17 protein-coding genes are annotated in these 22,656 nt (G+C 68.9%); 6 read left to right on the forward strand and 11 right to left on the reverse strand.

Features of this window, described 5'->3' with window-relative positions:
• Positions 1 to 14: 14 nt before the first annotated feature.
• The 3 genes from HWY45_RS12915 to HWY45_RS12925 form a co-directional block, all read right to left on the reverse strand.
• On the reverse strand, positions 15 to 602 hold the full coding sequence (locus HWY45_RS12915; protein ID WP_059883201.1) for a hypothetical protein: 588 nt from the start codon (positions 600 to 602) through the stop codon (positions 15 to 17).
• Between the two features lie 144 nt (positions 603 to 746).
• A complete protein-coding gene (locus HWY45_RS12920; RefSeq protein WP_059566428.1) occupies positions 747 to 1,463 on the reverse strand; it encodes a copper homeostasis protein CutC in 717 nt (238 codons plus the stop codon).
• A gap of 84 nt (positions 1,464 to 1,547) precedes the next feature.
• Complete coding sequence (locus HWY45_RS12925; RefSeq protein ID WP_059803350.1) at positions 1,548 to 2,840, reverse strand: sensor domain-containing phosphodiesterase; 1,293 nt, start codon at positions 2,838 to 2,840, stop codon at positions 1,548 to 1,550.
• A 303-nt stretch (positions 2,841 to 3,143) separates the two neighbouring features.
• On the opposite strand from HWY45_RS12925, the gene HWY45_RS12930 reads away from it, so the two are divergent.
• Positions 3,144 to 4,811 carry a Na+/H+ antiporter gene (locus tag HWY45_RS12930; protein ID WP_059883199.1) on the forward strand — a complete coding sequence of 556 codons (1,668 nt, stop codon included), beginning with the start codon at positions 3,144 to 3,146 and terminating at the stop codon, positions 4,809 to 4,811.
• A gap of 174 nt (positions 4,812 to 4,985) precedes the next feature.
• Here HWY45_RS12930 and HWY45_RS12935 read toward each other — a convergent pair whose 3' ends face one another.
• The 3 genes from HWY45_RS12935 to HWY45_RS12945 all read right to left on the reverse strand — a co-directional run bounded on the left by HWY45_RS12935 (position 4,986) and on the right by HWY45_RS12945 (position 12,036).
• On the reverse strand, positions 4,986 to 8,558 hold the full coding sequence (locus tag HWY45_RS12935; protein WP_059883196.1) for an indolepyruvate ferredoxin oxidoreductase family protein: 3,573 nt from the start codon (positions 8,556 to 8,558) through the stop codon (positions 4,986 to 4,988).
• Between the two features lie 1,842 nt (positions 8,559 to 10,400).
• A complete protein-coding gene (locus tag HWY45_RS12940; protein ID WP_059883194.1) occupies positions 10,401 to 11,531 on the reverse strand; it encodes a PI-PLC domain-containing protein in 1,131 nt (376 codons plus the stop codon).
• Between the two features lie 16 nt (positions 11,532 to 11,547).
• Positions 11,548 to 12,036: a hypothetical protein gene (locus HWY45_RS12945; protein WP_059883192.1), complete on the reverse strand. Its 489-nt coding sequence runs from the start codon at positions 12,034 to 12,036 to the stop codon at positions 11,548 to 11,550.
• A 331-nt stretch (positions 12,037 to 12,367) separates the two neighbouring features.
• On the opposite strand from HWY45_RS12945, the gene HWY45_RS12950 reads away from it, so the two are divergent.
• Complete coding sequence (locus HWY45_RS12950) at positions 12,368 to 12,982, forward strand: glutathione S-transferase family protein (RefSeq protein ID WP_059803358.1); 615 nt, start codon at positions 12,368 to 12,370, stop codon at positions 12,980 to 12,982.
• 43 nt (positions 12,983 to 13,025) lie between these two features.
• On the opposite strand, the gene HWY45_RS12955 is transcribed toward HWY45_RS12950, so the two are convergent.
• Both HWY45_RS12955 and HWY45_RS12960 read right to left on the reverse strand, forming a co-directional pair.
• The gene (locus HWY45_RS12955) at positions 13,026 to 13,979 is read right to left on the reverse strand and encodes an ion channel (protein ID WP_059566581.1); all 954 of its coding nucleotides are present in this window, start codon (positions 13,977 to 13,979) and stop codon (positions 13,026 to 13,028) included.
• Positions 13,980 to 14,191: 212 nt separating this feature from the next.
• Positions 14,192 to 15,208, reverse strand: a complete 1,017-nt coding sequence (locus HWY45_RS12960) for a sulfate ABC transporter substrate-binding protein (RefSeq protein WP_059883191.1) — start codon at positions 15,206 to 15,208, stop codon at positions 14,192 to 14,194.
• Between the two features lie 448 nt (positions 15,209 to 15,656).
• Between HWY45_RS12960 and dapA the strand changes: the two genes are divergently transcribed.
• The gene (gene dapA, locus HWY45_RS12970; protein ID WP_059566420.1) at positions 15,657 to 16,538 is read left to right on the forward strand and encodes a 4-hydroxy-tetrahydrodipicolinate synthase; all 882 of its coding nucleotides are present in this window, start codon (positions 15,657 to 15,659) and stop codon (positions 16,536 to 16,538) included.
• Between the two features lie 21 nt (positions 16,539 to 16,559).
• Here dapA and HWY45_RS12975 read toward each other — a convergent pair whose 3' ends face one another.
• The 3 genes from HWY45_RS12975 to HWY45_RS12985 all read right to left on the reverse strand — a co-directional run bounded on the left by HWY45_RS12975 (position 16,560) and on the right by HWY45_RS12985 (position 18,339).
• The gene (locus tag HWY45_RS12975) at positions 16,560 to 16,940 is read right to left on the reverse strand and encodes a type II toxin-antitoxin system VapC family toxin (RefSeq protein WP_059883189.1); all 381 of its coding nucleotides are present in this window, start codon (positions 16,938 to 16,940) and stop codon (positions 16,560 to 16,562) included.
• Positions 16,940 to 17,167 (reverse strand): type II toxin-antitoxin system Phd/YefM family antitoxin, encoded by a 228-nt coding sequence (locus HWY45_RS12980; RefSeq protein ID WP_059566580.1) that lies wholly within the window; start codon positions 17,165 to 17,167, stop codon positions 16,940 to 16,942. Before HWY45_RS12980 ends, HWY45_RS12975 begins: the two co-directional genes overlap by 1 nt.
• Positions 17,168 to 17,262: 95 nt before the next feature.
• On the reverse strand, positions 17,263 to 18,339 hold the full coding sequence (locus tag HWY45_RS12985) for a LysR substrate-binding domain-containing protein (RefSeq protein ID WP_230946925.1): 1,077 nt from the start codon (positions 18,337 to 18,339) through the stop codon (positions 17,263 to 17,265).
• A 105-nt stretch (positions 18,340 to 18,444) separates the two neighbouring features.
• Between HWY45_RS12985 and HWY45_RS12990 the strand changes: the two genes are divergently transcribed.
• From HWY45_RS12990 to HWY45_RS13005, 3 genes are all read left to right on the forward strand, one after another.
• A complete protein-coding gene (locus HWY45_RS12990; protein WP_059566418.1) occupies positions 18,445 to 19,710 on the forward strand; it encodes an MFS transporter in 1,266 nt (421 codons plus the stop codon).
• Positions 19,711 to 20,194: 484 nt separating this feature from the next.
• The gene (locus tag HWY45_RS13000; RefSeq protein ID WP_059566417.1) at positions 20,195 to 20,467 is read left to right on the forward strand and encodes a hypothetical protein; all 273 of its coding nucleotides are present in this window, start codon (positions 20,195 to 20,197) and stop codon (positions 20,465 to 20,467) included.
• Between the two features lie 42 nt (positions 20,468 to 20,509).
• Positions 20,510 to 22,627 (forward strand): phosphocholine-specific phospholipase C, encoded by a 2,118-nt coding sequence (locus tag HWY45_RS13005; RefSeq protein WP_059883187.1) that lies wholly within the window; start codon positions 20,510 to 20,512, stop codon positions 22,625 to 22,627.
• The last annotated feature ends 29 nt before the right edge of the window (positions 22,628 to 22,656 follow it).

A 22,656-nucleotide genomic window follows, 5' to 3' on the forward strand; every position in this document is an offset into this window, starting at 1 on the left:
TGCCGGACGCCCGATCACTCCGGCTTTGCCGCTGGCTCAGCCGTTTCCGCCGATTCCGGCGCGCTTTGGGCCGCTGGCGCGGAAGCCTCCGCCGGCGGCGCCTCTTCCTTGATGACATAGGACGGGTCGCGCACCCAGCGGCCCAGGTCCTTGCTGATGAAAATGGCCGTGCGATCGAGAATCGAGCACGTTCCCTTGAATCCGCCCCAAATGCCGCCGATCGACCAGCGTTTGACCGTGGTGTGACGGACGACCTTGCCGCCTTCCAACAGGTCCGCGCTCACCGTCAGCGCCTTGGGGCCGCTCCACGCGCCGCCGCCCACGCCGAACACGTTCATGATCTGCAGTCGCAGCGTCGTTGCGTCGGCCGCGTCGGCCGCGTCGGCCTCCGACGCGAGAAGGCCATTGCCCTTCCTGTTGTTCCTTCGAAGCACGTCGCCGACGCGGTGCGTCAGCAAGTCCTCGATGTGGCATTCGTCCCTGACCTGCTTGATGACACTGGCATCCGGCGCGTAGGTCACCGGGGTTTCGAGCAGGACCGGATTGGCGGCAAAGGCGGAGCTGGCTGACAAGGTCAGGCCGAGGAGCAGCAGACGTTTCATCGTGTGACGAGTCGAAGTTGAGCGGTGCCCTCCGTCAACCGGCAACGGGCTGGGCGGCGCCGACCATAGCACGCCCGCGATTCGGCGCAAAGGTGATCTGACAGAGCCTCACAATCCGCGCGGACGTGCCGGACGGCGCCCTCGTCATCCCGCCGCATCGATCGCCGCGCGCACCTTCGCGACGAGCCGTTCGTCGACCGGCGCGAGCACCTCGCCGCGCGGCCGCACGCCCGAGCCGAAATGCACCGCGCGCACGCCGGTCGTGCGCACGAAATCACCGACCGCGTCGGCGGTCAGCCCCGAGCCGGCGAGCACCGTGCACGCCGTGCCCTCGGCGCGCCGCACCATCCGCGCGATCGTCGCGGCCGCATCGAGCACCGACGGATGGCCGCCCGAAGTCAGCACCGACGTGACCTGCGGCACGCCCAGCAGCGCGTCGAACGCGGCATTCAGGTCGCGCGCGACGTCGAACGCGCGATGGAACGTGAGCGCGCGGCCCTCGGCGGCGGCGGCGATGCGCGCGAGCGCGCCGAGATCGATGTCGCCGCGCGCGTCGAGCGCGCCGAACACCACGCCGTTCGCGCCGGCCGCGACCGCCGCGCGCACGTCGCGCTCGATCACCCGGAGATCGTCGGCGTCATAGACGAACGACCGGCTGTGCGGCCGCACGATCACGTTGACGGGAATCGGCACCGCGGCCACGACGGCCTCCACAAGGCCCACGCTCGGCGTCAGCCCGCCTTCGCTGATCGCGGTCACGAGTTCGAGACGGTCGGCGCCCGCGCGGGCGGCGGTTTTCGCATCGCCGACGGTCGTGGCGATCACTTCGAGCAGGACGGACGGGGCGGCAGTTCGGATCATCGGCGGCTCGCGAATCGTAGGAGGATTCGCGCATCCTAGCCGACCGGCGTGGGCGACGCCAAGCCGCCCGCCGGACGACGCGCGCTAGCCCGCGCCCGCGTCCACCTCCTCATCCCCCCAGTCGAGATCCCCGCACAGCACGCGCAGCGCGTCGCCGACGCGGATCGCGACCGACAGCGTCACGCACGGCTGCGCCTCGTTGATCGACAGGTACGGCCGCGTCACCTGCACGCGGCCCGGCTCGGCGATCGCCGCGCGGAAATACGGCCGCCGCAGCCAGTTCGCGCCCTGCGCGTCCGCGAGCGGCAGGAAGCGCGCCTCGCGGGTCGCGCGATCGGCGCGCAGCACGACGTTGCGGCCCGCCTGCCGGCCCTGCCCGTCGAGCAGGAAGCAGCGCGCCGCGTCGTCGAGCGCGAGGAAGTTCCAGCACACCTCGTCGAGCGGCTCGCCGGCCGCGAGGCGCTCGGCCGCGCGCTCGAACGCGCGCAGGTACGGCGCGAGCCGCTGCGCGTCGCGCCGCTCGCGCGCGTCGGCCTGCTGGCGGTAGCGCTCGGTCAGCTCGCCGATGCACGCGGTCGCGGCCGCGCTGTCGGGCAGCCCCGGCGCCGGCCGGCCGAAGAAGTAGCCCTGCACGAAGTCGGCCTCGCACGACAGCGCGATCTGCGCCTCGTGCTCGGTCTCGATCCCTTCGACCAGCACCAGCTTGCCGGCCTCGTGCAGCAGCGTGACGAGGCCGTGCAGGATGGCGGTGAGCCCGGTGCGATGCGCGGCGTGCGACAGCATGATCCGGTCGAGCTTCACGATGTCCGGGTTGAGCTGCCAGATTCGCTCGAGGTTCGAATGGCCGGCGCCGAAATCGTCGAGCGCGATCAGGAAGCCGTGCGTGCGGAATTCGCGCACCGCATCGGCGAGCCGCTCGTGATCGTCCGCGCGCTGCTCGAGCACCTCGAGCACGATGCGGCGCGGCGGCATGCCGAGGCGCTTCAGGTTCGCGAGCAGCGCCGCGGCCTGGAACGGATCGGTCAGCACGCCCGGGTGCACGTTCAGGAACAGCCATTCGCGCTCGGCGCCGAGCAGCGCGAAGTTCTCGAGATGCAGCGCCTGCGCGAGCCGGTCGAGCTGCAGCAGCTCGCCGTGGCGCGCCGCGTCGCCGAACACGTCGAGCGGGGACACCGGCCGGTCGAGCGTGTCGTGCGCGCGCAGCAGCGCTTCGTAGCCCACCGCGCGCTGGTGCGACAGGCTGAAAATCGGCTGGAACACGGTCGTGAGCGTCAGGTCGTGATGCTGCGTCGCCAGACGCTCGAAGCCGGACGTCACCTCCCGCTCGAAGCGGTACGGCGACGCCGCGGCCGGACGCTCCTGTTGCACGATCGTCATACCCTCCTCCTGATGCTGGCGAACGCGGCGGCTGACGGACGGGACGGCGCGCGATTGGTCATGATGAGTAAGCCCTCGGATTCCGGTTGTTGTCGCGGGTTGTCGTTGCTTGGCCGCAAGCATCAAGCAAGCTCCGTGCGCACCGGGCCCCGCCACGCCACGCCGCTTCGCGCGGCCGACGCACCGATGTGGCGCATGCCGCGCGCACCGACAAGGTGCACGCGCACCGGCGCTCGAGCGCAGCCGCCACGTCGGCACGCTACACTCCGTACGGCCGTTTCATTCCCCGCTTTCGACGTATCGATGGAAATCGTCTTCACCGTCCTGATCCTGCTGCTCACCGTCGCGCTGTCCGGCGCGATCACCCGCGTGCTGCCGTTGCGGCTGCCGCTGCCGCTGATGCAGATCGCGTTCGGCGCGATCCTCGCGTGGCCGGCATTCAACCTGCACGTCGCGTTCGACCCGGAAATCTTCATGCTGCTGTTCATTCCGCCGCTGCTGTTCGCGGACGGCTGGCGGATTCCGAAGCGCGAGCTGTACCTGCAGCGCCGCGCGATCCTGATGCTCGCGTTCGGGCTCGTCTTCATGACGGTACTCGCGGTCGGCTATTTCGCGCATTGGCTGATTCCCGAGTTGCCGCTGCCGATCGCGTTCGCGCTCGCCGCGGTGCTGTCGCCGACCGACGCGGTCGCGCTGTCGGGCATCGCCGGAAAGGGCCGGATCCCGCCGCAGCTGATGCACATCCTCGAAGGCGAGGCGCTGATGAACGACGCGTCGGGCCTCGTCGCGCTGAAGTTCGCGGTGGCCGCCGCGCTGACCGGGATGTTCTCGCTGCGCGACGCGTCGGTGACGTTCGTGATCGTCGCCGCCGGCGGGCTCGCGACGGGCGCAGTGGTGTCGTGGCTGTTCAGCGTGCTGTCGACGCGCTTCCTGAACGCCGAGCAGGAGGGCGATCCGGCGCCCGGCATCGTGATGACGCTGCTCGTGCCGTTCGCCGCCTACCTGTTCGCCGAGCATCTGGACCTGTCCGGCGTGCTGGCCGCCGTATCGGCCGGGATGATGATGAATTACACGAGCTTCTCGCGCAAAAGCACGGTCGCCGCGCGCGTGCGTGCGGAAAGCACGTGGGCGATGATCGAGTTCGTGTTCAACGGCATGGTGTTCATCATGCTCGGGCTGCAGTTGCCGCACATCATCGGCCGCGCGCTGGTCGACGCGCACCATACGAGCGACGCGCTCGTCGGCCGGATGATCGTCAACGTGCTCGCGATGCTCGTCGCGCTCTATGCGATCCGCTTCCTGTGGGTGTGGCTGCTGCGCTGGATCGCGAGCCGCCGCGCGGCGCGCCAGGGCCTCGCCGGCACGATGGCGGGGCTGCGCACGATCGCGGTGATGACGGTCGGCGGCGTGCGCGGCGCGGTGACGCTCGCCGGCGTGCTGTCGATCCCGGTCGCGCTCGGCGACGGCACGCCGCTCGCCGGGCGCGACACCGCGATCTTCATCGCGTCGGGCGTGATCCTCGGTTCGCTGTTCGTCGCCGTCGCCGGCCTGCCGCTGCTGCTGCGCGGCGTGCGCTCGACACGCAACCCGCACGAGGAAGAGGAGCGCAGCGCGCGCGCGGCCGCCGCGCAGGCCGCGATCCGCGCGATCGACACCGCGCACGATGCGATCTCGGTCGACCTCGACGAAACCGGCTCCGCGCGCTGCGCGGACATCGCCGCGCGCGTGATGGAGCAGTACCGGCGCCGCCTCGCCGCGCTGTCCGACGGCGACAAGACGCCGCGCGCGCAGGCCAGGCAGTCCGAAAGGATGGAATTGCAGATGCGGATCGCGGCCGTGCGCGCGGAACGCTCGATGCTGTACAAGATGCGCGGCGATCACCGGATCTCCGACGAGACGCTCGTCAAGCTGCTGCGCGAAATCGACCTGTCGGAAACGGCGCTGTCGACGCGCAAGAAGGGGTTGGCCTGAGGTTGGCCTGAGGTTGGCCTGAGGTTGGCCTGAGGTTGGCCTGAGGTTGGCCTGAGGTTGGCCTGAAGTTGGCCTGACCGTTGCCGGCGGTGCCGCGATCGCGGCGTGCACGCCCGAATGCAAAACGGCGACGCCCGCTGCCGGGCGTCGCCGTTTTGCCTTGTGCAGGCCGCGTTACTTCGCGACGACCACCGGAATCCCCTTCAGCGTGCCCGCGCCCTTCACCTCGTCGAGCGCGTGCTGCACCGCCGCGCTCGTCGCCGCGTCGATGCCGAGCTGCAGCGCGAGCTCCCGCTCCGCGCGCTTCACGCCGGCGAGGTTGCGCAGCTTCACGTGGCCGAAACCGCGCACGCGCGCATGCAGGTCGGCGAGCTGCGCGACGCGCGCCGCGTTGTCGGCCGTCGTCGCGGCGAGCGCGCGGGCCAGCGTCGTCTCGTAGTCGTCGGCGAGCGCGCGCTCCATCCTGCGCTCGACGGTGCGGCCGAACGGATCGAGCCACGTGCCGCGCAGGCTGCGCACGCGCGCGAGCGCGCCGAGCACCGGCCACATCCACTGGCCGAACACGCGCTTCTTCGGCACGCTGCCGTCGCGGCCCGCCTTCGCGACCGTCGGCGGCGCGAGGTTGAACTTCACGCGATAGTCCTGCCCCGGCACGCCTTCGAACTGCGCTTCGAGCGCGGTGCGGAATGCGCCGTCCGCGTACAGGCGCGCGACCTCGTATTCGTCCTTCACCGCGAGGAGGCGATAGAACGTCGTCGCGACCGCGCGCGTGAGCGCATCGTCGCCCTTCGCGTGCGCGGCGTTCACGAGCGTGCGATAGCGCTCGACGTAGCGCGCGCCGCCGTAGGCGTCGAGGCGCGCTTCGCGATCCGCGATCAGCTCGGCGAGCGTCTCGGGCGCGGCGTGCGCCGCCACCGCGTGACGCGCGTTCCACAACGCGTCGAGGCCGGCCGGGTCGCCCGCCGCCATCCGGCCGATCGAGAACGCGAGCTTGTTCATCGGCACCGCGACGTTGTTCAGCTCGATCGCGCGCATCATCGCCGCGTGCGACACCGGCACGAGGCCGAGCTGCCATGCGAAGCCGAGCATCAGGATGTTCGCGCCGATCGAATCGCCGAGGAACTTCGCGGCGAGCGCCTGCGCGTCGCAGCTCGACAGGTAGCCGTCGCCGGCCGCGTGATGCATCTTCTCGAGCAGCGCGTCCGCGTGCAGATTCGCGTCGGGGTTCTGCACGAACGACGCGTTCGGGATCCGGTGCGTGTTGACGACGATCCGCGAGCGCTCGTGGCGCACCGTCTGCAGCGCGTCCGCGCTCGCGCCGACCACCATGTCGCACGCGAGCAGCACGTCCGCCTGCTGCGTGTCGATGCGCACCTGGTGCAGCCATTCGTCGCTCGCGGCGATCCGCACGAACGACAGCACCGAGCCGCCCTTCTGAGCAAAGCCCATGAAGTCGAGCACCGATGCGCTCTTGCCTTCGAGGTGCGCGGCCATGCTGACCAGCGCGCCGACCGTCACGACGCCGGTGCCGCCGACGCCCGTCACGAGCATGTCGTACGGCGCCGCATCGAGATGGGTGGCCGGCACCGGCAGCGCGTCGACGCGCGCGGCGAGCGCCGCCTCGTCGAACGCCGCGCCCGCGGCCTTCTTCAGCGCCGCGCCTTCGACCGTCACGAAGCTCGGGCAGAAGCCGTTCACGCACGAGAAATCCTTGTTGCACGACGACTGGTCGATGCGGCGCTTGCGGCCGAGCGGCGTCTCGAGCGGCTCGACCGACAGGCAGTTCGACTGCACGCCGCAATCGCCGCAGCCTTCGCACACCGCGTCGTTGATGAACAGGCGCTTGTCCGGGTCGGGGAATTCGCCCTTCTTGCGGCGGCGGCGCTTCTCGGCCGCGCAGGTCTGGTCGTAGATCAGCACGGTGACGCCCGGCGTCTCGCGCAGCTCGCGCTGCACCGCGTCCAGTTCGCTGCGGTGGTGGAACGTCGTGCCCTTCGGGAACAGCCCGTGATGGCCATCGTACTTCTGCGGTTCGTCGGACACCACGACGAAGCGCGACACGCCTTCCGCCTCGACCTGCCGCGCGATCTGCGGCACCGAGATGCTGCCGTCCACCGGCTGGCCGCCCGTCATCGCCACCGCGTCGTTGTAGAGGATCTTGTACGTGATGTTCGCCTTCGCGGCGACCGCCTGGCGGATCGCGAGAATCCCCGAGTGGAAGTAGGTGCCGTCGCCGAGGTTCTGGAACACGTGCTTCGTGTTCGTGAACATCGCGTGCGCGGCCCAGTCGACACCCTCGCCGCCCATCTGGATCAGCCCGGTCGTGTCGCGCTCCATCCACGACGCCATGAAGTGGCAGCCGATGCCGGCCTGCGCGATCGAGCCTTCCGGCACCTTCGTCGACGTGTTGTGCGGGCAGCCCGAGCAGAAATACGGCGTGCGCTTCACCGCGTCGGCCTCGTTCGACAGGATCTGCGGCGCGACCAGGTCGACCACGCGCTCGCGGCGATCGAGCGCCGGCTTGTGGCGCGCGAGCCATTCGGCGAACACCGGCAGGATGCGCGACGGCCGCAGCTCGCCGAGCTCGGACAGCAGGCACGCGCCTTCGGCGTCATGCTTGCCGAGCACGCGCGGGCGCGCGCCGTCCGCGCGGTTGTACAGGTAGTCCTTGATCTGCTGCTCGATCACCGGGCCCTTCTCTTCGATCACGAGCACCTCGGCGAGGCCGTCGACGAAGGTTTCGATGCGCGTCATCTCGAGCGGGTACGACAGGCCGACCTTGTAGATCCGCACGCCGGCCGCTTCGAGATCGGCGACGGTGAGGTCGAGCCGGCGCAGCGCTTCCATCAGGTCGAGGTGCGCCTTGCCGCAGGTGACGATGCCGACGTTCGCGTGCGCGGCCGGCGCGATCCACTTGTCGATGCTGTGGGTGCGCGCGAAGTGGCGCACCGCGTCGAGCTTCGCCGCGAGGCGCGCCTCGATCGTGAGGCTCGGCAGGTCGGGCCAGCGGTTGTGCAGGCCGCCCGCGGGCGGCGTGAAGCCGGCCGGCGCGGGCCAGTGCGTGCGCACCGCGTCGAGGTCGACGGTCGACCCCGATTCGACCGTCTCCGAGATCGCCTTGAAGCCGACCCACGCGCCCGAGTAGCGCGACAGCGCCCAGCCGTACAGGCCGAATTCGAGCATGTCGGCGATGTTCGACGGATTCACGACCGGCATGTGCCACGCGATCATCGCGAAGTCGCTCTGGTGCGGCATCGACGACGACACGCAGCCGTGGTCGTCGCCCGCGACGACCAGCACGCCGCCATGCGGCGACGAGCCGTACGCGTTGCCGTGCTTCAGCGCGTCGCCCGCGCGGTCGACGCCCGGGCCCTTGCCGTACCACATCGCATAGACGCCCTCGACCGTGCGCTCCGGGTCGGCCTCGACGCGCTGCGTGCCGAGCACCGCGGTGCCGCCGAGTTCTTCGTTGATTGCGGGCAGGAAGCGCACGCCGCTGCCGTCGAGCAGTTTCTTCGCCTTCCACAGCTGCTGGTCGACCATGCCGAGCGGCGAGCCGCGGTAGCCGCTGACGAAGCCGGCCGTGTTCAGGCCCTGCTCGGCGTCGGCCGCGCGCTGCATCAGCAGCAGGCGCACCAGCGCCTGCGTGCCGGTCAGGAAGATCCGGCCGCGCGTGGCGGTCAGGTTGTCGGTCAGACGATAGTCGGATAGGGCGGGCGTGCCATCGATGGGCAAGCGGGCGGTCATGGGGACGTCTCCGTGATTTTGTGCTGTTCTGATCGCTGCTCCGGCGGCGGGTCGGGCGACGCCTGTGCCGGCGGCAGCGGAATGGCTCTATTTTTTCGCGCGGAAAGAAGAATGTTTTTTCTTATCTTGCTCAGGCGGCGCTGTGGTGAGAAAAACTACGCATCATTTGCGCTGGATTTGAGAGAGATTTCGCGCGTGGCTGCTGTGTGGCGGATTGGGCGGGGGTCCGGGGTTCCTGGGCGGTTTGCTGCGGAAGCGGTTTTTGGGCGGAGCGGCCGGCCGAGGCGACAGGCCGCCGTCCGCGCGCCGCTGGACGCGGGTCTTGGCGGCTGGGGCGGGCATCCTCACCGATGGATTGCACAGGGTTTCGATTCGTCGAGCGAGGCGGATATCCACAATGGAAATGCGGCTCGACGCGTGTGATCGGCAGTCATGCTCACCGTTGAAATGCACAGGGCTTCGAGTCGCTTTCGAGGCCGGGGATCGACATCGGGCCTGATGCCTGATCGAGACGGCAGCGCTCGTGCTCACCGTTAGAATCCACAGCGTTCTGAGTGGCCTCCGGGACCGGATATCCACACTCGATCTGGCGACATGTTCGCGCAGGTGCCTGCGCTCACCGATGGAATCCATAGTGTTCCGAGTGATCGGGGAGGCTGGATGTCCACACCGAGTTCACCGGCACGTTCGATCAGCGCCTCACCCTCACCGTTAAAATACACAGCGTGTCGAGTGGCTTCGGAGAGCGGATATCCACACCGAGTCCGCAGGCACGTTCGATCAGCGCCTCACTCTCACCGTTAAAATGCACGGCGCTCCGAGTGGTTCCGTTGAATGGTTGTCCGCACCGGAATCGGCAACACATTCGATCGCGCTCACACTCACCTTCGAAGTCCACAGCGTTTCGAGTGACTCCGGAGGCGGGATATCCACACTGAGTCCGCAGGCACGTTCGATCAGCGCCTCACTCTCACCGTTAAAATGCACAGCGCTCCGAGTGGTTTCATCGGGCGGATATCCACATCGGAATCAGCGGCACTTGCGATCGTATGCCTGCACTCACCTTCGGAATCCAGAGCGTCTCAAGTGGCCCCAGAGGCTGGATATCCACACCGAATCTGCCGACGCGGTCGATCAATGCCTCACCCTCACCGTTAAAATACACAGCGCGCCGAGTGGCTTCGGAGAGCGGATATCCACACCGGAATCGGCAACACGTTCGATCGCGCGCTCGCACTCACCTTCGGAATCCACAGCGTTTCGAGTAGCCGCGGAGGCTGGATATCCACACCGAGTCCGCCGACACGTTCGATCAACGCCTCACCCTCACCGTTAAAATACACAGCGCGCCGAGTGGCTTCGGAGAGCGGATATCCACGCCGGAATCGGCAACACGTTCGATCGCGCGCTCGTACTCACCTTCGGAATCCACATCGTCTCGAGTGGCCCCGAAGGCTGGATATCCACACCGAATCTGCCGACGCGTCCTGTCGTCGCCTCACCCTCACCGTTAAAATGCACAGGGTTCCGAGTGGCTTCGGCGAGCAGATATCCACACCGGGCTCGACAACACACACGATCACGCGACGCCCCTCACCGTCGTGTTTCACAGCGATCCGACTCGTTTCCGAAGCCGGATATCCACACCCCGATCCAGCGACGCGTTCAATCAGGGTCCACGCTCACCATTGAATTCCACAGCATTTCGCGTCGCTTCGGGCGCGGATATCCACAACCGAAAGCGCGGCATTCGCCACGCCCGCTCTCGACGCCGATGAGCGCCGGCCCACCCCGCAGACTCAGCGGATGAACCGGTGCCCCACCCGGCGCACCGGCTTCGCATCACCACCCATCCCATCCGGTCCATGCCTGCGCGCCGGCGCCGTACTTGTTGAGCTTCGCAGCCAGCGCAACCGGCATCGCCATCAGGCCGAGCCCCTGGTCCGGATGTCCGCCGCCGAAGGCGTTCGACGTCGCCGACGCAAAATGGTCGGTATAGATGATGTTGATCTTCGGGTCGCGTTCCGGGTGATACGACCAGCTGGGAACCGGGTTGAGCGGATCGCGGACGAAGAACCGCCTCAGGCGCGGATTGACGTCGTTCGCCGCGCGATCGACGATGCTGGTCATCAGCGATCGTCCCCAATACGTGCAAGTCCACGAAAGCAGGTGCAGCGTGCCCGGCGCGCCGCCCGCCGGATTCGCGGGATAGTTGACCCCGAACTGCGCGGGCGCGATCGTGCGATTGCCGCGCTGCGTCAGCCTCCGGTACTGCGTGGCCGCCATCTCGTCCACGTCGCTCGCGTTCGAATACTGGTCGAACAAGGTCAGGCTGTTCGCCGCCTGGCCGATTACATATTTGTTGATGAGGAAGAAGCCTCTCGGCAAGGTCAATGCCGGGTTGACAAGATACGGCTCCCGGCGCTGATCCATCGCGCCGTCATAGAGAATGGCCACCCGGGATTTCACGGAACGATCGCCGGGATTGACGAGGAGCTGTCCGTAATTGGCGTTGAACAGGTTGATGTTGTCGGCAACCGTCGCGCTGTTCTGCGTGTACTGCACCAGCCGGTCGCCGAGCGTATTGCTCAGGTAATCGATGAAGCGGGCGTGCATGTCGTCGCCCCACTCGCCGTTGAAGTGCGAGATGTTCAGAATGACGAGTTCGCAATCCGCCGCTCGAATGGTCGTGAAGTAGTTGATGATCGCGCGCAGGATATTGTCGAACGAGTCTCCCCAGTAAGGCGCGCCATGGTAGGTCCAGTATGTGCCGTTGCGCGCGATAGCGGGGCGCAGGTCGAAATAGCGTATGCCACCGGCGAGCTGTGCCGCCATGTCCGCGGTTTGCGTGCGCGCCATGCGCGCCAGGCGCATGGAGTTCACGTAGCAGCCGCTGTCGTGCGTACCGGGAATCGTGATCGCGCTCAACGGCCGGTTCTGCAGGTAGTTCGCGAAGAGTTGGGTCATCCACATGTCGATGTCTCCTCGCTCAGCTGTTCACGATGGTCAACGCATTCAGGTATGCCCCGTCCTTGCCTGAAACGAATTGCAGGAGCTTGAATGCGTTGGGCGGCGTGCATTGCACATCCGCATAGACGATCACGTCTGACAGATGGCAGTCCTCGGCGATCTGCAGATAGTCCTTCGTGCTCTTGCCGTCCGGATCGGACAGGGCCGCAGGAGGCGTCTTCGCGTCGCACTGGTTGATCTTCGCAACGATGCTGGCCGACTTCTGCGGATCGAGCGGCACCGTAAAGGTGACGACGATCACTGCCGACCCGGCGCTCCCCGCGACCACCAGGTCCTGCGATACGGATTGGCGCGAAGGCAGCGCAATGTTCTGGAAGGCGGGCGCGTTGCCCTTCCCCCAATCCGACGCATTGGCGTAGGTTGCGCTCATGGAAATGTCGTAGGGGGTGGCGTTCTCGATGACCAGGCTGGTCTTGTAATCCTGCGGAATCGGGTTGGACAGAGGCATGGCAAACGTCCTTTGCATGAGGCCGGCGCACCCCGCCGGGGAGACCGGCAGGCATGCGTTCGGGTGAGCTGACCGGTGCCTCCACTTTGTGTTGCGCGCTTCGTCCGGACAATGTGGCAGACGTCATGCGAAGGGCGGAACGGATGGCCCATGACGACGAGGCCATTCGTGGCGCGAGCGACGTGGCGCGATTTATTTCATTACTAGTCATTGAATGACTAGTTATTTGATTTACCCTTTATTCGACGCTCGACGGCATGCTGGTCGCCCCTGTCCCAACCTCCCCCGCTCGGGTACGCTTGACCATCGACCGACGACACGCGGAGGCGCGATGAAGCTCTACTACTGGCCGAAGACCCGGGCGTTCCGGGCGCTGTGGATGCTGGAGGAAATCGGTGTCGGCTACGAGCTGGAGCCGATCGACCTGCGCTCGCACGAACAGGGCAGCGACGCGTTCGTCCAGGTCAACCCGATGGCGAAGCTGCCCGCGCTCGACGACGGCAGCGCGCCGTTCGCCGAATCCGGCGCGGTGCTGCTCTACCTCGCCGACCGCTTTCCCGACGCGCAGCTAGGCGTCGCGCCCGACCATCCGCTGCGCGGCCGCTTCCTGCAATGGCTGTTCTTCACGCCCACCTGCCTCGAGCCCGCGATGGCGGAAAAATTCACCGGCGCGTCGGGCAACCCCGTCGCATTCGGCTGGGGCAACATCACGCGCGTGCAGCGCGCGCTGGCGCAGACGCTCGCCCACAGCCCGTGGCTCGTCGGCGAGCACTTCACGGCCGCGGACCTGCTGCTCGCCAGCACGCTGAAGATCGCGTTCGACGCGCACCTGCTGCCGCACGAAGGCGTGCTCGGCGACTACGTCACGCGCGCGGAAGACCGCGACGGCTTCCGCCGCGCGGTGGCGATCGAACAGCGCGAAGCGGCGCGGCTGCTGCATCCGTGACGGCAGCCGGCCCTCCGGCCCTGCAAACCGGCCGCGCCGGGCCTCACGCGGCCGGCCCCGGCCCCGGCGCCGACACCGTGGCGCCGGGCGTGCCCGCGTCCGGATGGTCGTCGATCGGCACGACCTCGTGGAAATGGGTGTAGTCGATATGCGTGATGCCGCCCTCTTCGCGCATCAGGTCGACGTAACGGTAGAACCAGCGGATCTCGCCGTGCAGCCACGAATAGCGCCCCTGCATCACCTGCGAGGTCGTCTCGTCCGAGCCTTCGATCGTGATCAGCAGCGACGCGTCGCGCGCCGCGAGCGATTCCGCCGTCTCGCCGAACAGCGGGCTCGTCTCGTCGATCACGTGCATCAGGTTCCAGCCGAGCAGGAAGATCGGGTGCTCGCTGCGCACGAGCGGCAGGTCGTGGATCTTGCGCAGCGTATAGCCCTCGTGCGTGCCCTCGACGCGCATCAGCCGCAGCTTCGCGCGCGCCTCGGCGATCACGTTCTGGCGAGCGTTCGCCACCCGCACCATCAGCGTCATGCGGCCGTTCAGCGGCCGCACGATCGCGTAGCGCGCGAACAGGATCTTCGCGCGCGGCCGTGAGAACCGCGCGAACACCAGCCCGGTGGCCAGCGCGATCCCCGACATCCCGATGAAGATCTCGAGCGTCGCGACGACGTGCGCATACATGGTCTGCGGATGCATGTCGCCGTAGCCGACGGTCGCGAGCGTCTCGACGCTGAAGAAGAACGCGCCGACGAAACCGGGCGGCGACTGGTTCGCGATCGGCGCGGTGCCGAGCAGGTACAGCGTCGCGAAGCAGCCGTTGATGAACAGGAACAGCACCGCGAGCGACAGGAAGAACACCGGCCAGCTCACCGTCAGCGCGCGGTGGTACAGGTCGCGCCAGCCGAGCGGCGGCATCCCGTAGGCGACCACGTGGCGGGTGCCCGACCAGATCTTGCGGCCACGGCCGCGGTAGGGAGCGGAGGAAGGATCGACGTTCATCGCACGGCGCCGAAAGCGGGAAAGCGCTGAGCGTAGCACGCGGGTCGCGACCGGGCCGGCTGCATGCGCAACGCGGTCGAAACGACGAACGGGATCGTCGTGCGAGGCGCCGATCGCGGAGAAGATGTGTGCGCCGCGCCGCAGGAAGACGGAAGTCATCACGACGCGCGCGGTATGCGGCGTGCCGGCCGGCACGCCGCATCAACCCGGCGTCACTTCCGGTCGACGATCACCTGGTCGAACGTGCCGCCGTCCGCGAAGTGCGTCTTCTGCGCGTTCGCCCAGCTGCCGAAGACCTGTTCGACGCTGAACGTCTTCAGCGCCTTGAACTCGGCCGCGTGCTTCTTCAGCACGTTCGCATCGCGCGGGCGCAGATGGTGCTGCGCGATGATCTCCTGCGCTTCCGGCGTGTACAGGTAGGCCAGATACGCCTGCGCGACCGGCTTCGTGCCCTTCTTGTCGACCACCTTGTCGACGACCGCGACCGGCGGCTCGGCGAGGATGCTCGCCGACGGATACACCGCGTCGAACTGCGCGCCCGACGCGCCGGTGTCCATCAGCGCGACCTCGTTCTCGAACGTGACGAGCACGTCGCCGATGCCGCGCTGCGTGAACGTCGTGGTGGCGCCCCGGCCGCCGGAATCGAGCACCGGCACGTTGCGGAAAATCGCTTTCTCGAACGCGAGCGCCTGCTCGTCGGTCGCGCCCTTCTGCTTCTGGTAGCCCCACGCGGCGAGATACGCGTAGCGGCCGTTGCCCGACGTCTTCGGGTTCGCGATGATCACCTGCACGCCCGGCTTCGCGAGATCGCTCCAGTCCTTGATCGCCTTCGGGTTGCCCTTGCGCACGAGGAACACCATCGTGGTGGAGTACGGCGAGCTGTTGTCCGCGAAGCGGGTGCGCCAGTCCTTCGCCAGCAGCTGCCCGCGCTCGGCGAGCAGGTCGATGTCGTTCGGCTGGTTCATCGTCACGACGTCGGCCTGCAGGCCCTGCAGCACCGACAGCGCCTGCGCGCTCGATGCGCCGTGCGACTGCTTGACCGTCACCGTCTCGCCGGTCTTCTGCTTGTAGGCGGCGATGAAGCCCGCGTTGATGTCCTTGTACAGCTCGCGCGTCACGTCGTACGACACGTTCAGCAGCGACGTGTCCGCATGCGCGGCCGTCGTCGAGACGACGAGCGCCGCCGTGCCCGCCAGCAGCAGCCGGCCGATCCCCTTCGTGTTTGCCATCGTTGAAATGCCCCGCTTCCAGTGGTTGATGCGTGACGGCGCTCGCACGCGCTGTCATCGAAACGTAAGCGGGCATTCTAGCGGCCGGCCGCGCAGCGCCTTCCAATCTGTCGTGGAAAGCAAAGCAGGATTTCTGCTAAACCGGCGGCGGCCGCTCGCGCGCGCGGCCGCAGGAATGCTAAGATCGCCGCTCAGCCCACTTCACGGTTCATCCATGTCCGAAGTCCTGCGCTCGCACCTCATCCTTGCCGCCGTCGCGGCAGGCGCGCGTGCGGCCGGGCTGAAACTGAAAAAACGACTCCTCGACTGACGGGGACGTCGCGTCCCGTCAGGCGAATGCCGGACGGGATGCCCGCAGGTCGTTTTTCTCTCCTCGCTTGCACGCCTCGTTCCGGCACCCCGCCGGCGGAACGGTTCCCACCCTATCCGATTCCACAAGAGGCTTTGCATGCAAACACGTTTCGAAGGTATCTGGCTGCCGCTCATCACGCCGTTTCACGATGGCGAGGTCGATCACGCGGCGCTCGCGCGGCTTGCCCGCCGCTACGCGGCGACCGGCATCGCCGGCTTCGTCGCCGGTGCGACGACGGGCGAAGGCGCACTGCTCGACGCACGCGAACAGGATGCGGTGTTCGCGACGCTGCGCGACGCGGCGCCGGACCATCCGATCGTCGTCGGTCTGACCGCGAGCGCGACGCATTTCGCCGCGGCCCGTGCGCGCGAGATCGCGGCACTGCGCGCGGACGGGCTGCTCGTCACGCCGCCCGTCTACGTGCGGCCGACGCAGGACGGGATCCGGCGGCACGTCGAGGCGGTCGTCGAAGCCGCCGGCCTGCCGGTGCTCGTCTACAACATCCCGTACCGCACCGGCGTGAACGTCGAGCTGGACACGCTGCAGGCGCTCGCGCGCGACACGCGCGTCGCGGGCGTCAAGGAATGCGGCGGCAGCATCGAGCGGATGACGCGCCTCGTGCACGAGACGCCGCTCGCGATCCTGTCCGGCGACGACAGCCAGAATTTCGCGGCGCTGTGCGCGGGTGCGCACGGGACGATCGCGAGCAGCGCGCACCTGCTGCCCGAGTGGCACGTGCGCATGTATACGCTGCTGCGCGACGGCAGGCTCGCCGATGCGCGGCGGATCTCGGTCGCGCTGCAGCCGCTCGTGGCTGCGCTGTTCGCGGAGCCGAACCCGGCGCCGGTCAAGGCGCTGCTGGCCGCGCAGGGCTGGTGCGAGGACGGCTTGCGGTTGCCGTTCGTACCGGCGAGCGACGCGCTGCGGGTGAAGCTGGATGCGCTGCATGCGGCGCTGGAGGCGCCCGCGACGGCGTAGGATGTCGATCCCGAAACCGTTTCAAACCGTCAGGATTCGGGACGAGCCGTACTGCGCGAGGTGGCCATCGGCAGTGACAAGCCACAGCGGCTCGCACCACGGCTGCGCGACGAGCAACCGGTCGAACGGGTCGCGATGATGGCGGGGCAGGTTGCACACGGCCGCGCCGTGCGCGGCCCGAACGGGCAGTTCGCTGTAACCGCTCGCCCCGATCTCATCGATGAGTCGATCCACATCGACGTCCAGCTTTCCCTTTCCCGCCTTGATCGCCAATTCCCGGATGCTCGCGCTGCTGATGAACACTTCATCGGCGGCGGAGATCAGCGTGCGCGCCGCAATACTGAGTTTCGGATCATTGGCCACTACCCAGAGAAGGATGTGCGTATCGAACAGCAACCGCATTACTTCCCTTCGAACGCGTCCAGCAGGTCGTCGGGAAGCGGCGCATCAAAGTCATCGGCGATCCATATCTGCCCCTTGAGGACGCCAAACGGGTGGATGGGCTTGAGCGGCACGAGCCGGACCGACGGCTTGCCGTCCTGCGAGATCACGACGCGTTCGCCGGCGATCGCGGCATCGACGAGCCGCGACAGATCGAGTGCGGCATCGTGGAGATTGGCGTTCTGCATGATGGACTCCATTGCGGAACCACCATTCTCACGGGATTCCTCAAGCCGATCCAGTCAGCCGAACGGTCGACCGAACGCATGCCGGCCGATCGCAGTCAGGCCGCAAACGCCGCAACCGGCGTTTGCGTCGCCGCGCTCACCGCCTGCGTCATGATCCGCGCGAGGCGCTCGACCGTCGGCGTCGCCGACGACGCCCGGCGCAGCAGCATCAGCGGCAGGCTCGGCAGTTCGGGCAGGCCGAGCGGCGCGGCATCGAGCAGGCGCACCGTCGCAGGCAGCCCGTGGTGCGAACGCACCGTCAGCCCGAGGCCCGCCGCGGCGGCCGCCCACAGGCCCGCGAGGCTCGGCGTCGTGAACGCGACGCGCCATGGCACGCCCGCGCGATCGAGCGCGTCCGTCGCCGACGCGAAGAAGCGGCACGGCCGGTCGAACATCACGAGCGGCAGCGGGTCGTCGCGCGTGTAAGCGGGCCGCGCGCCGGCTTCACCGCCCCCGGCCGCACCTGAGCCGGTCGCACCTGCACCGGCCGTCCCGATCCACCGCATCGGCACGCGCGCGATCTCCTCGCTGCCGATCCCCGTGCGCGCGACGAACGCCGCCGACGCGGGATCGCCCCACACCAGCGCGAGGTCGAGCTGGTTCGCGTCGAGCCGCTCGAGCAGATCGGCGTTGCACGCGACGCGCGCCTCGATCCGCACCTGCGGGTGTGCGCGCGCGAAGCGGCCCAGCACGCCCGGCAGGACCGCCTCGCCGAAATCCTCCTGCAGGCCGATTCGCACCCAGCCGTCGAGCGTCGCGCCACGCACGGCGGCCACCGCCTCGTCGTTCAGCTCGATCATGCGCCGCGCGTAGCGCAGCATCGCGTCGCCGGCATCGGTCAGCGCGAGCCCGCGCCCCGCCTTGACGAACAGCGGCGCGCCCGCCTGCTCCTCGAGCTTGCGGATCTGCGCGCTCACCGCCGACGTCGAGCGCGCGACCCGGTCCGCCGCCTTCGCGAAGCTGCCGAGATCCACGCCGGCCACCAGGCTGCGCAGCGCGGCGATGTCGAAGTTCGGCTGGGCCGTCGCCGCTTCGCTCGGCACGGCCTGGGCCGTCCGCGCCGCCTGCGCCGCCTGCGCCTTCGACTGGCCCGCCTGTTCCGCCCGCCCGGGCGTCACATCGTTTCGAGACATCTTAACCATCCCATTTTATCGAACGATTCATCAAAAACTTTCCGATTTTCAGGATGAATGTACGGCGCGAGACTGTGTTCGTCAACGTCACTTCCCGATCCCGCCATGGATACCTGCGCCACCTTCGTCCGCCCGTCGCCCGCACCCGCGGTGCGCGGCCCCGCCCACCGCTGGCGCGTGCTCGCCGCCGGCGTCGCCGCGAACATGAGCTTCTCCGCCGCGGCGGCCGGCGTCCCGACCACGGCCGTCTGGATGCGCGCCGATTACCGCCTCGACAACGGCGCGCTCGGCATCGTGCTCGGCGCGCTCGGCCTCGGCGTCGCGCTGTCCGAGCTGCCGTGGGGCATCGCCGCCGACCGCTTCGGCGACCGCCGCATGCTGCTGTCGGGGCTCGTCGCGACGGCCGCGATGCTCCTGCTGATGGCCTGCGCACTCGCGCCGTCCGCGCATTCGGTGCCGCCGCTCGCGCGGGTCGCGGCCGCGCTGTTCGTCGTCGGGCTGCTCGGCGGCAGCGTCAACGGCTCGAGCGGACGCGCGGTGATGCGCTGGTTCGGCGAAGGCGAGCGCGGGCTCGCGATGAGCATCCGCCAGACCGCCGTGCCGCTCGGCGGCGGCGTCGGCGCGGCGCTGCTGCCGTCGCTCGCGTCGCACGTCGGGTTCGCCGCGGTATTCGGCGCGCTCGCGCTGCTGTGCGCGGTGTCGGCCGCGCTCACCTGGCGCTGGCTGCACGAACCGCCGGACAGCGCCGCCGCCGCGCCCGCGCAGGCCGCCGCCCACCTTGCGCCGCACGGCCGCTCGCCGCTCGCGAGCGGCCCGGTCTGGCGGGTCGTGCTCGGCATCGGCGTGCTGTGCGCGCCACAGTTCGCGGTGGTCACGTTCGCGACCGTGTTCCTGCACGACCACATCCGGCTCGGCGTCGCGGGCATCAGCACGGCGATGGTCGCGCTGCAGGCCGGCGCGATGGCGATGCGCGTCTGGAGCGGCCGCCATACGGACCGGCGCGGCAACCGGCGGGCCTACCTGCGCGGCTCGGTGCTCGTCGCGGTGGCGTCGTTCGCGCTGCTCGCGGCCGCGACCGCCGCGCATCCGCAGGTGCCGTCCATCGCGATCGTCGCGGCGCTGGTGTTCGCGGGCGTCTGCGTGTCGGCCTGGCACGGCGTCGCGTACACCGAGCTCGCGACGCTCGCCGGCGCGAACCACGCCGGCACCGCGCTCGGGATGGCGAACACCTGCGTCTACCTCGGCCTGTTCGCGACTCCGCTCGCGATCCCGCCGCTGCTCGCGCATGCGTCGTGGAGCGTCGTCTGGCTCGCGGCCGCCGCGTGCGCATGCGCGGCCTGGCCGCTGTTTCCGCGCCCGGCGCGGGTGTGAGCCGCGCGGGCCGCGCGCACGACGGCGGCGCCTGCGCGACAAGCGTCGCCAGCCCGCTGGCGCGGCCCGGCCAAATCGTCAGCGCCCTTCCCGCGCCAGCGCGCGCTGCACGGCCGGCCGCGCAGCGACGCGTTGCGCATGCGCGTGCCACGCATCATGTCGAGCCCGATCGCGACGCCCCGGTGATACGGCACGAGCAGAATCATCGACGTGTATGCACACTACGTCGTGAGGCGCCCCGATCATCCGAAGGAAGCGGCGATCCGCACCTGGCCCGGCTGGCTGGGCAGCGAAGTGCGCCGCCGCACGTCGCGCCACTGACGCGCGCCGCCGCAAACCTTCCGGCAAGCCATTCGGCAAGCCTTTCGTCATCGCGCCGAAAGCATTTCGAGATCACGCCACGGTCGCAAACGATTCACCGAAACGCCTCATCGGTTCGTCATACTGTCGGACGATCGACATCAGCCCTTGCAGGAGACATCCGATGCGCCGTTTTGCCACCGCCCTCGCCCTGTGTGCCGCGCTGTCCGCCGCCGCCTGCAGCGACGACGCTTCGCACGGCACGCATGCGGCCGACGGTGCGCAACCGGGCAGCGCATCGGCCGGCTCCGCAAGCGCGTTCAACCGTGCCGCATCCGGCGGCAGCGCCGCATCGGGCGCCGCACCGCTCGCGCCGCCCGTCGTCCACTATCCGCCGGACGACGACGAAGGCGGCAAGCCGGCCGCCGGCGCATCGGCGGCGTCGACGCCGGGCTGATCCGCCGCTTCCATCCCCGTTCGCAGAACCGAGGTGAAAAACATGACGTCATCGAGCCGCCGCCGTTTCCTGCACACCGTCGCACAATCCGCGGGCGCCGCCGTCGCCCTCAACGCATTCCCCGAATCGATCCGCCGCGCGCTCGCGATTCCGGCCGCACGCGGCACCGGCACGATCCGCGATGTCGAGCACATCGTCGTGTTCATGCAGGAAAACCGTTCGTTCGACCATTACTTCGGACACCTGCGCGGCGTGCGCGGCTACAACGACCGCTTCCCGATTCCGCTGCCGAACGGCAAGCCGGTGTGGAGCCAGCCGTCGAAGGCCGACCCGTCGAAACCGGTGCTGCCGTTCCGGCTCGACACGAAGACGACGAGCGCGCAGTGCATCGGCGCGCTCGACCACTCGTGGGCAAAGACCCACGCGGCGATCGACGGCGGCCGCTACGACCAGTGGCCCGCGAACAAGACCGACATGACGATGGGCTATCACGTGCGCGAGGACATCCCGTTCCACTACGCGCTCGCCGATGCGTTCACCGTGTGCGACCACTACTTCTGTTCGCTGCCGGGCCCGACGCACCCGAACCGCGCATACCTGATGACGGGCACGATCGACCCGACCGGCAAGTTCGGCGGCCCGCTGCTCGACAACGCCGACTATGTCGACGGCAACCTGCCGCCCGCGTACCAGCTGCTGTCGTGGCAGACCTTCCCCGAGCGGCTCGACGCGCGCGGCGTGTCGTGGCAGGTCTACCAGCAGGGCCTCACGTGGGCCGATCCGGTCAACGGCAACTACGGCACGAACATCCTGCAGAACTTCGAGAACTTCATCAACGCGCAGCCGGGCTCGTCGCTGTACCAGCGCGCGCAGACGGTGCGCACGCTCGACGACCTGAAGCACGACGTGCTCAACGACCGGTTGCCGCAGGTGTCGTGGCTGCTGCCGCCCGCGGTGTTCTCCGAGCACCCGAAGTACACGCCCGCGTATGGCGCGAACTACACGTCGCAGATCCTCGACGCGCTCACCGCGAACCCGGACGTGTGGCGCAAGACGGTGCTGTTCATCATGTACGACGAGAACGACGGCTTCTTCGACCACATCGTGCCGCCGCAGCCGCCGACTTCGGCCGCGCAGGGCGCGTCGACGGTCACGACCGACGGCGAGCTGCACACCGTCGTGAACCCGGGGCGCGGCGGCAGCTACACGGCCGACGGCCTGCCGTACGGCCTCGGCCCGCGCGTGCCGATGACGGTCGTGTCGCCGTGGACCAAGGGCGGCTTCGTGTGTTCGCAGGTGTTCGACCATACGTCGGTGATCCGCTTCATCGGCGCGCGCTTCGGCGTCGACGAGCCGAACATCACGCCGTGGCGGCGCACCGTGTGCGGCGACCTGACGGCCGCATTCGATTTCCGCACGCAGGACGCGACGTTCCCGCCGCTGCCCGACACGAGCCAGTACCGTGCGATCGCCGACCGGCAGTGCACGTCGCAGCCCGCGCCGACCGCGCCGGCGCAGCCGGCCCCGATCGACCCGCAGGAGCCGGGCGTGCGGCCGACCCGGGCGCTGCCGTACGAGCTGCACGTCAACGCGAGCGTGGCCGGCGCGGCCACGCTGCGCATCGAGTTCGCGAACCGCGGCGCCCAGGGCGCACACTTCACCGTCTACGCCGCGAACCGCACCGACGGCCCGTGGCGCTATACGGTCGGCGCGCACCGCACGCTGCACGCGGAGTTCGACCTGGCGACGACGCACGGCGCCTATGCGTTCTCCGTGTACGGCCCGAACGGCTTCGTGCGGATGTTCTCGGGCAACGTGTCGGCCGCGACCGCGCACCGCCGCGATCACGCGCAGCCGGAGGTGAAGGCCGGCTACGACGTCGCGAACGGCAACCTGTACCTGAAGCTGCGCAATCACGGCACGGGCCACGTCACGCTGACGCTCGCCGACAACGCGTACGGCGCGCCGGCGCGGCAGGTGACGCTGCATTCGGGCGGCGAGCGCGTCGAGCAATGGCTGCTCGCGTCGAGTCACCAGTGGTACGACGTGACGGTGAGCGACGGCGCGAACGGCACGTTCTCGCGCCGCTTCGCGGGCCACGTCGAGAACGGGCGGCCGAGCTATTCGGATCCGGCGGCGGTCGCGCCGGTCACCGCGTAACGGCGGGGCGGGCCGCCCGGGCCGCTTCC

It is taken from the genome of Burkholderia stagnalis (assembly GCF_902830275.1).
GTDB lineage: Bacteria > Pseudomonadota > Gammaproteobacteria > Burkholderiales > Burkholderiaceae > Burkholderia > Burkholderia stagnalis.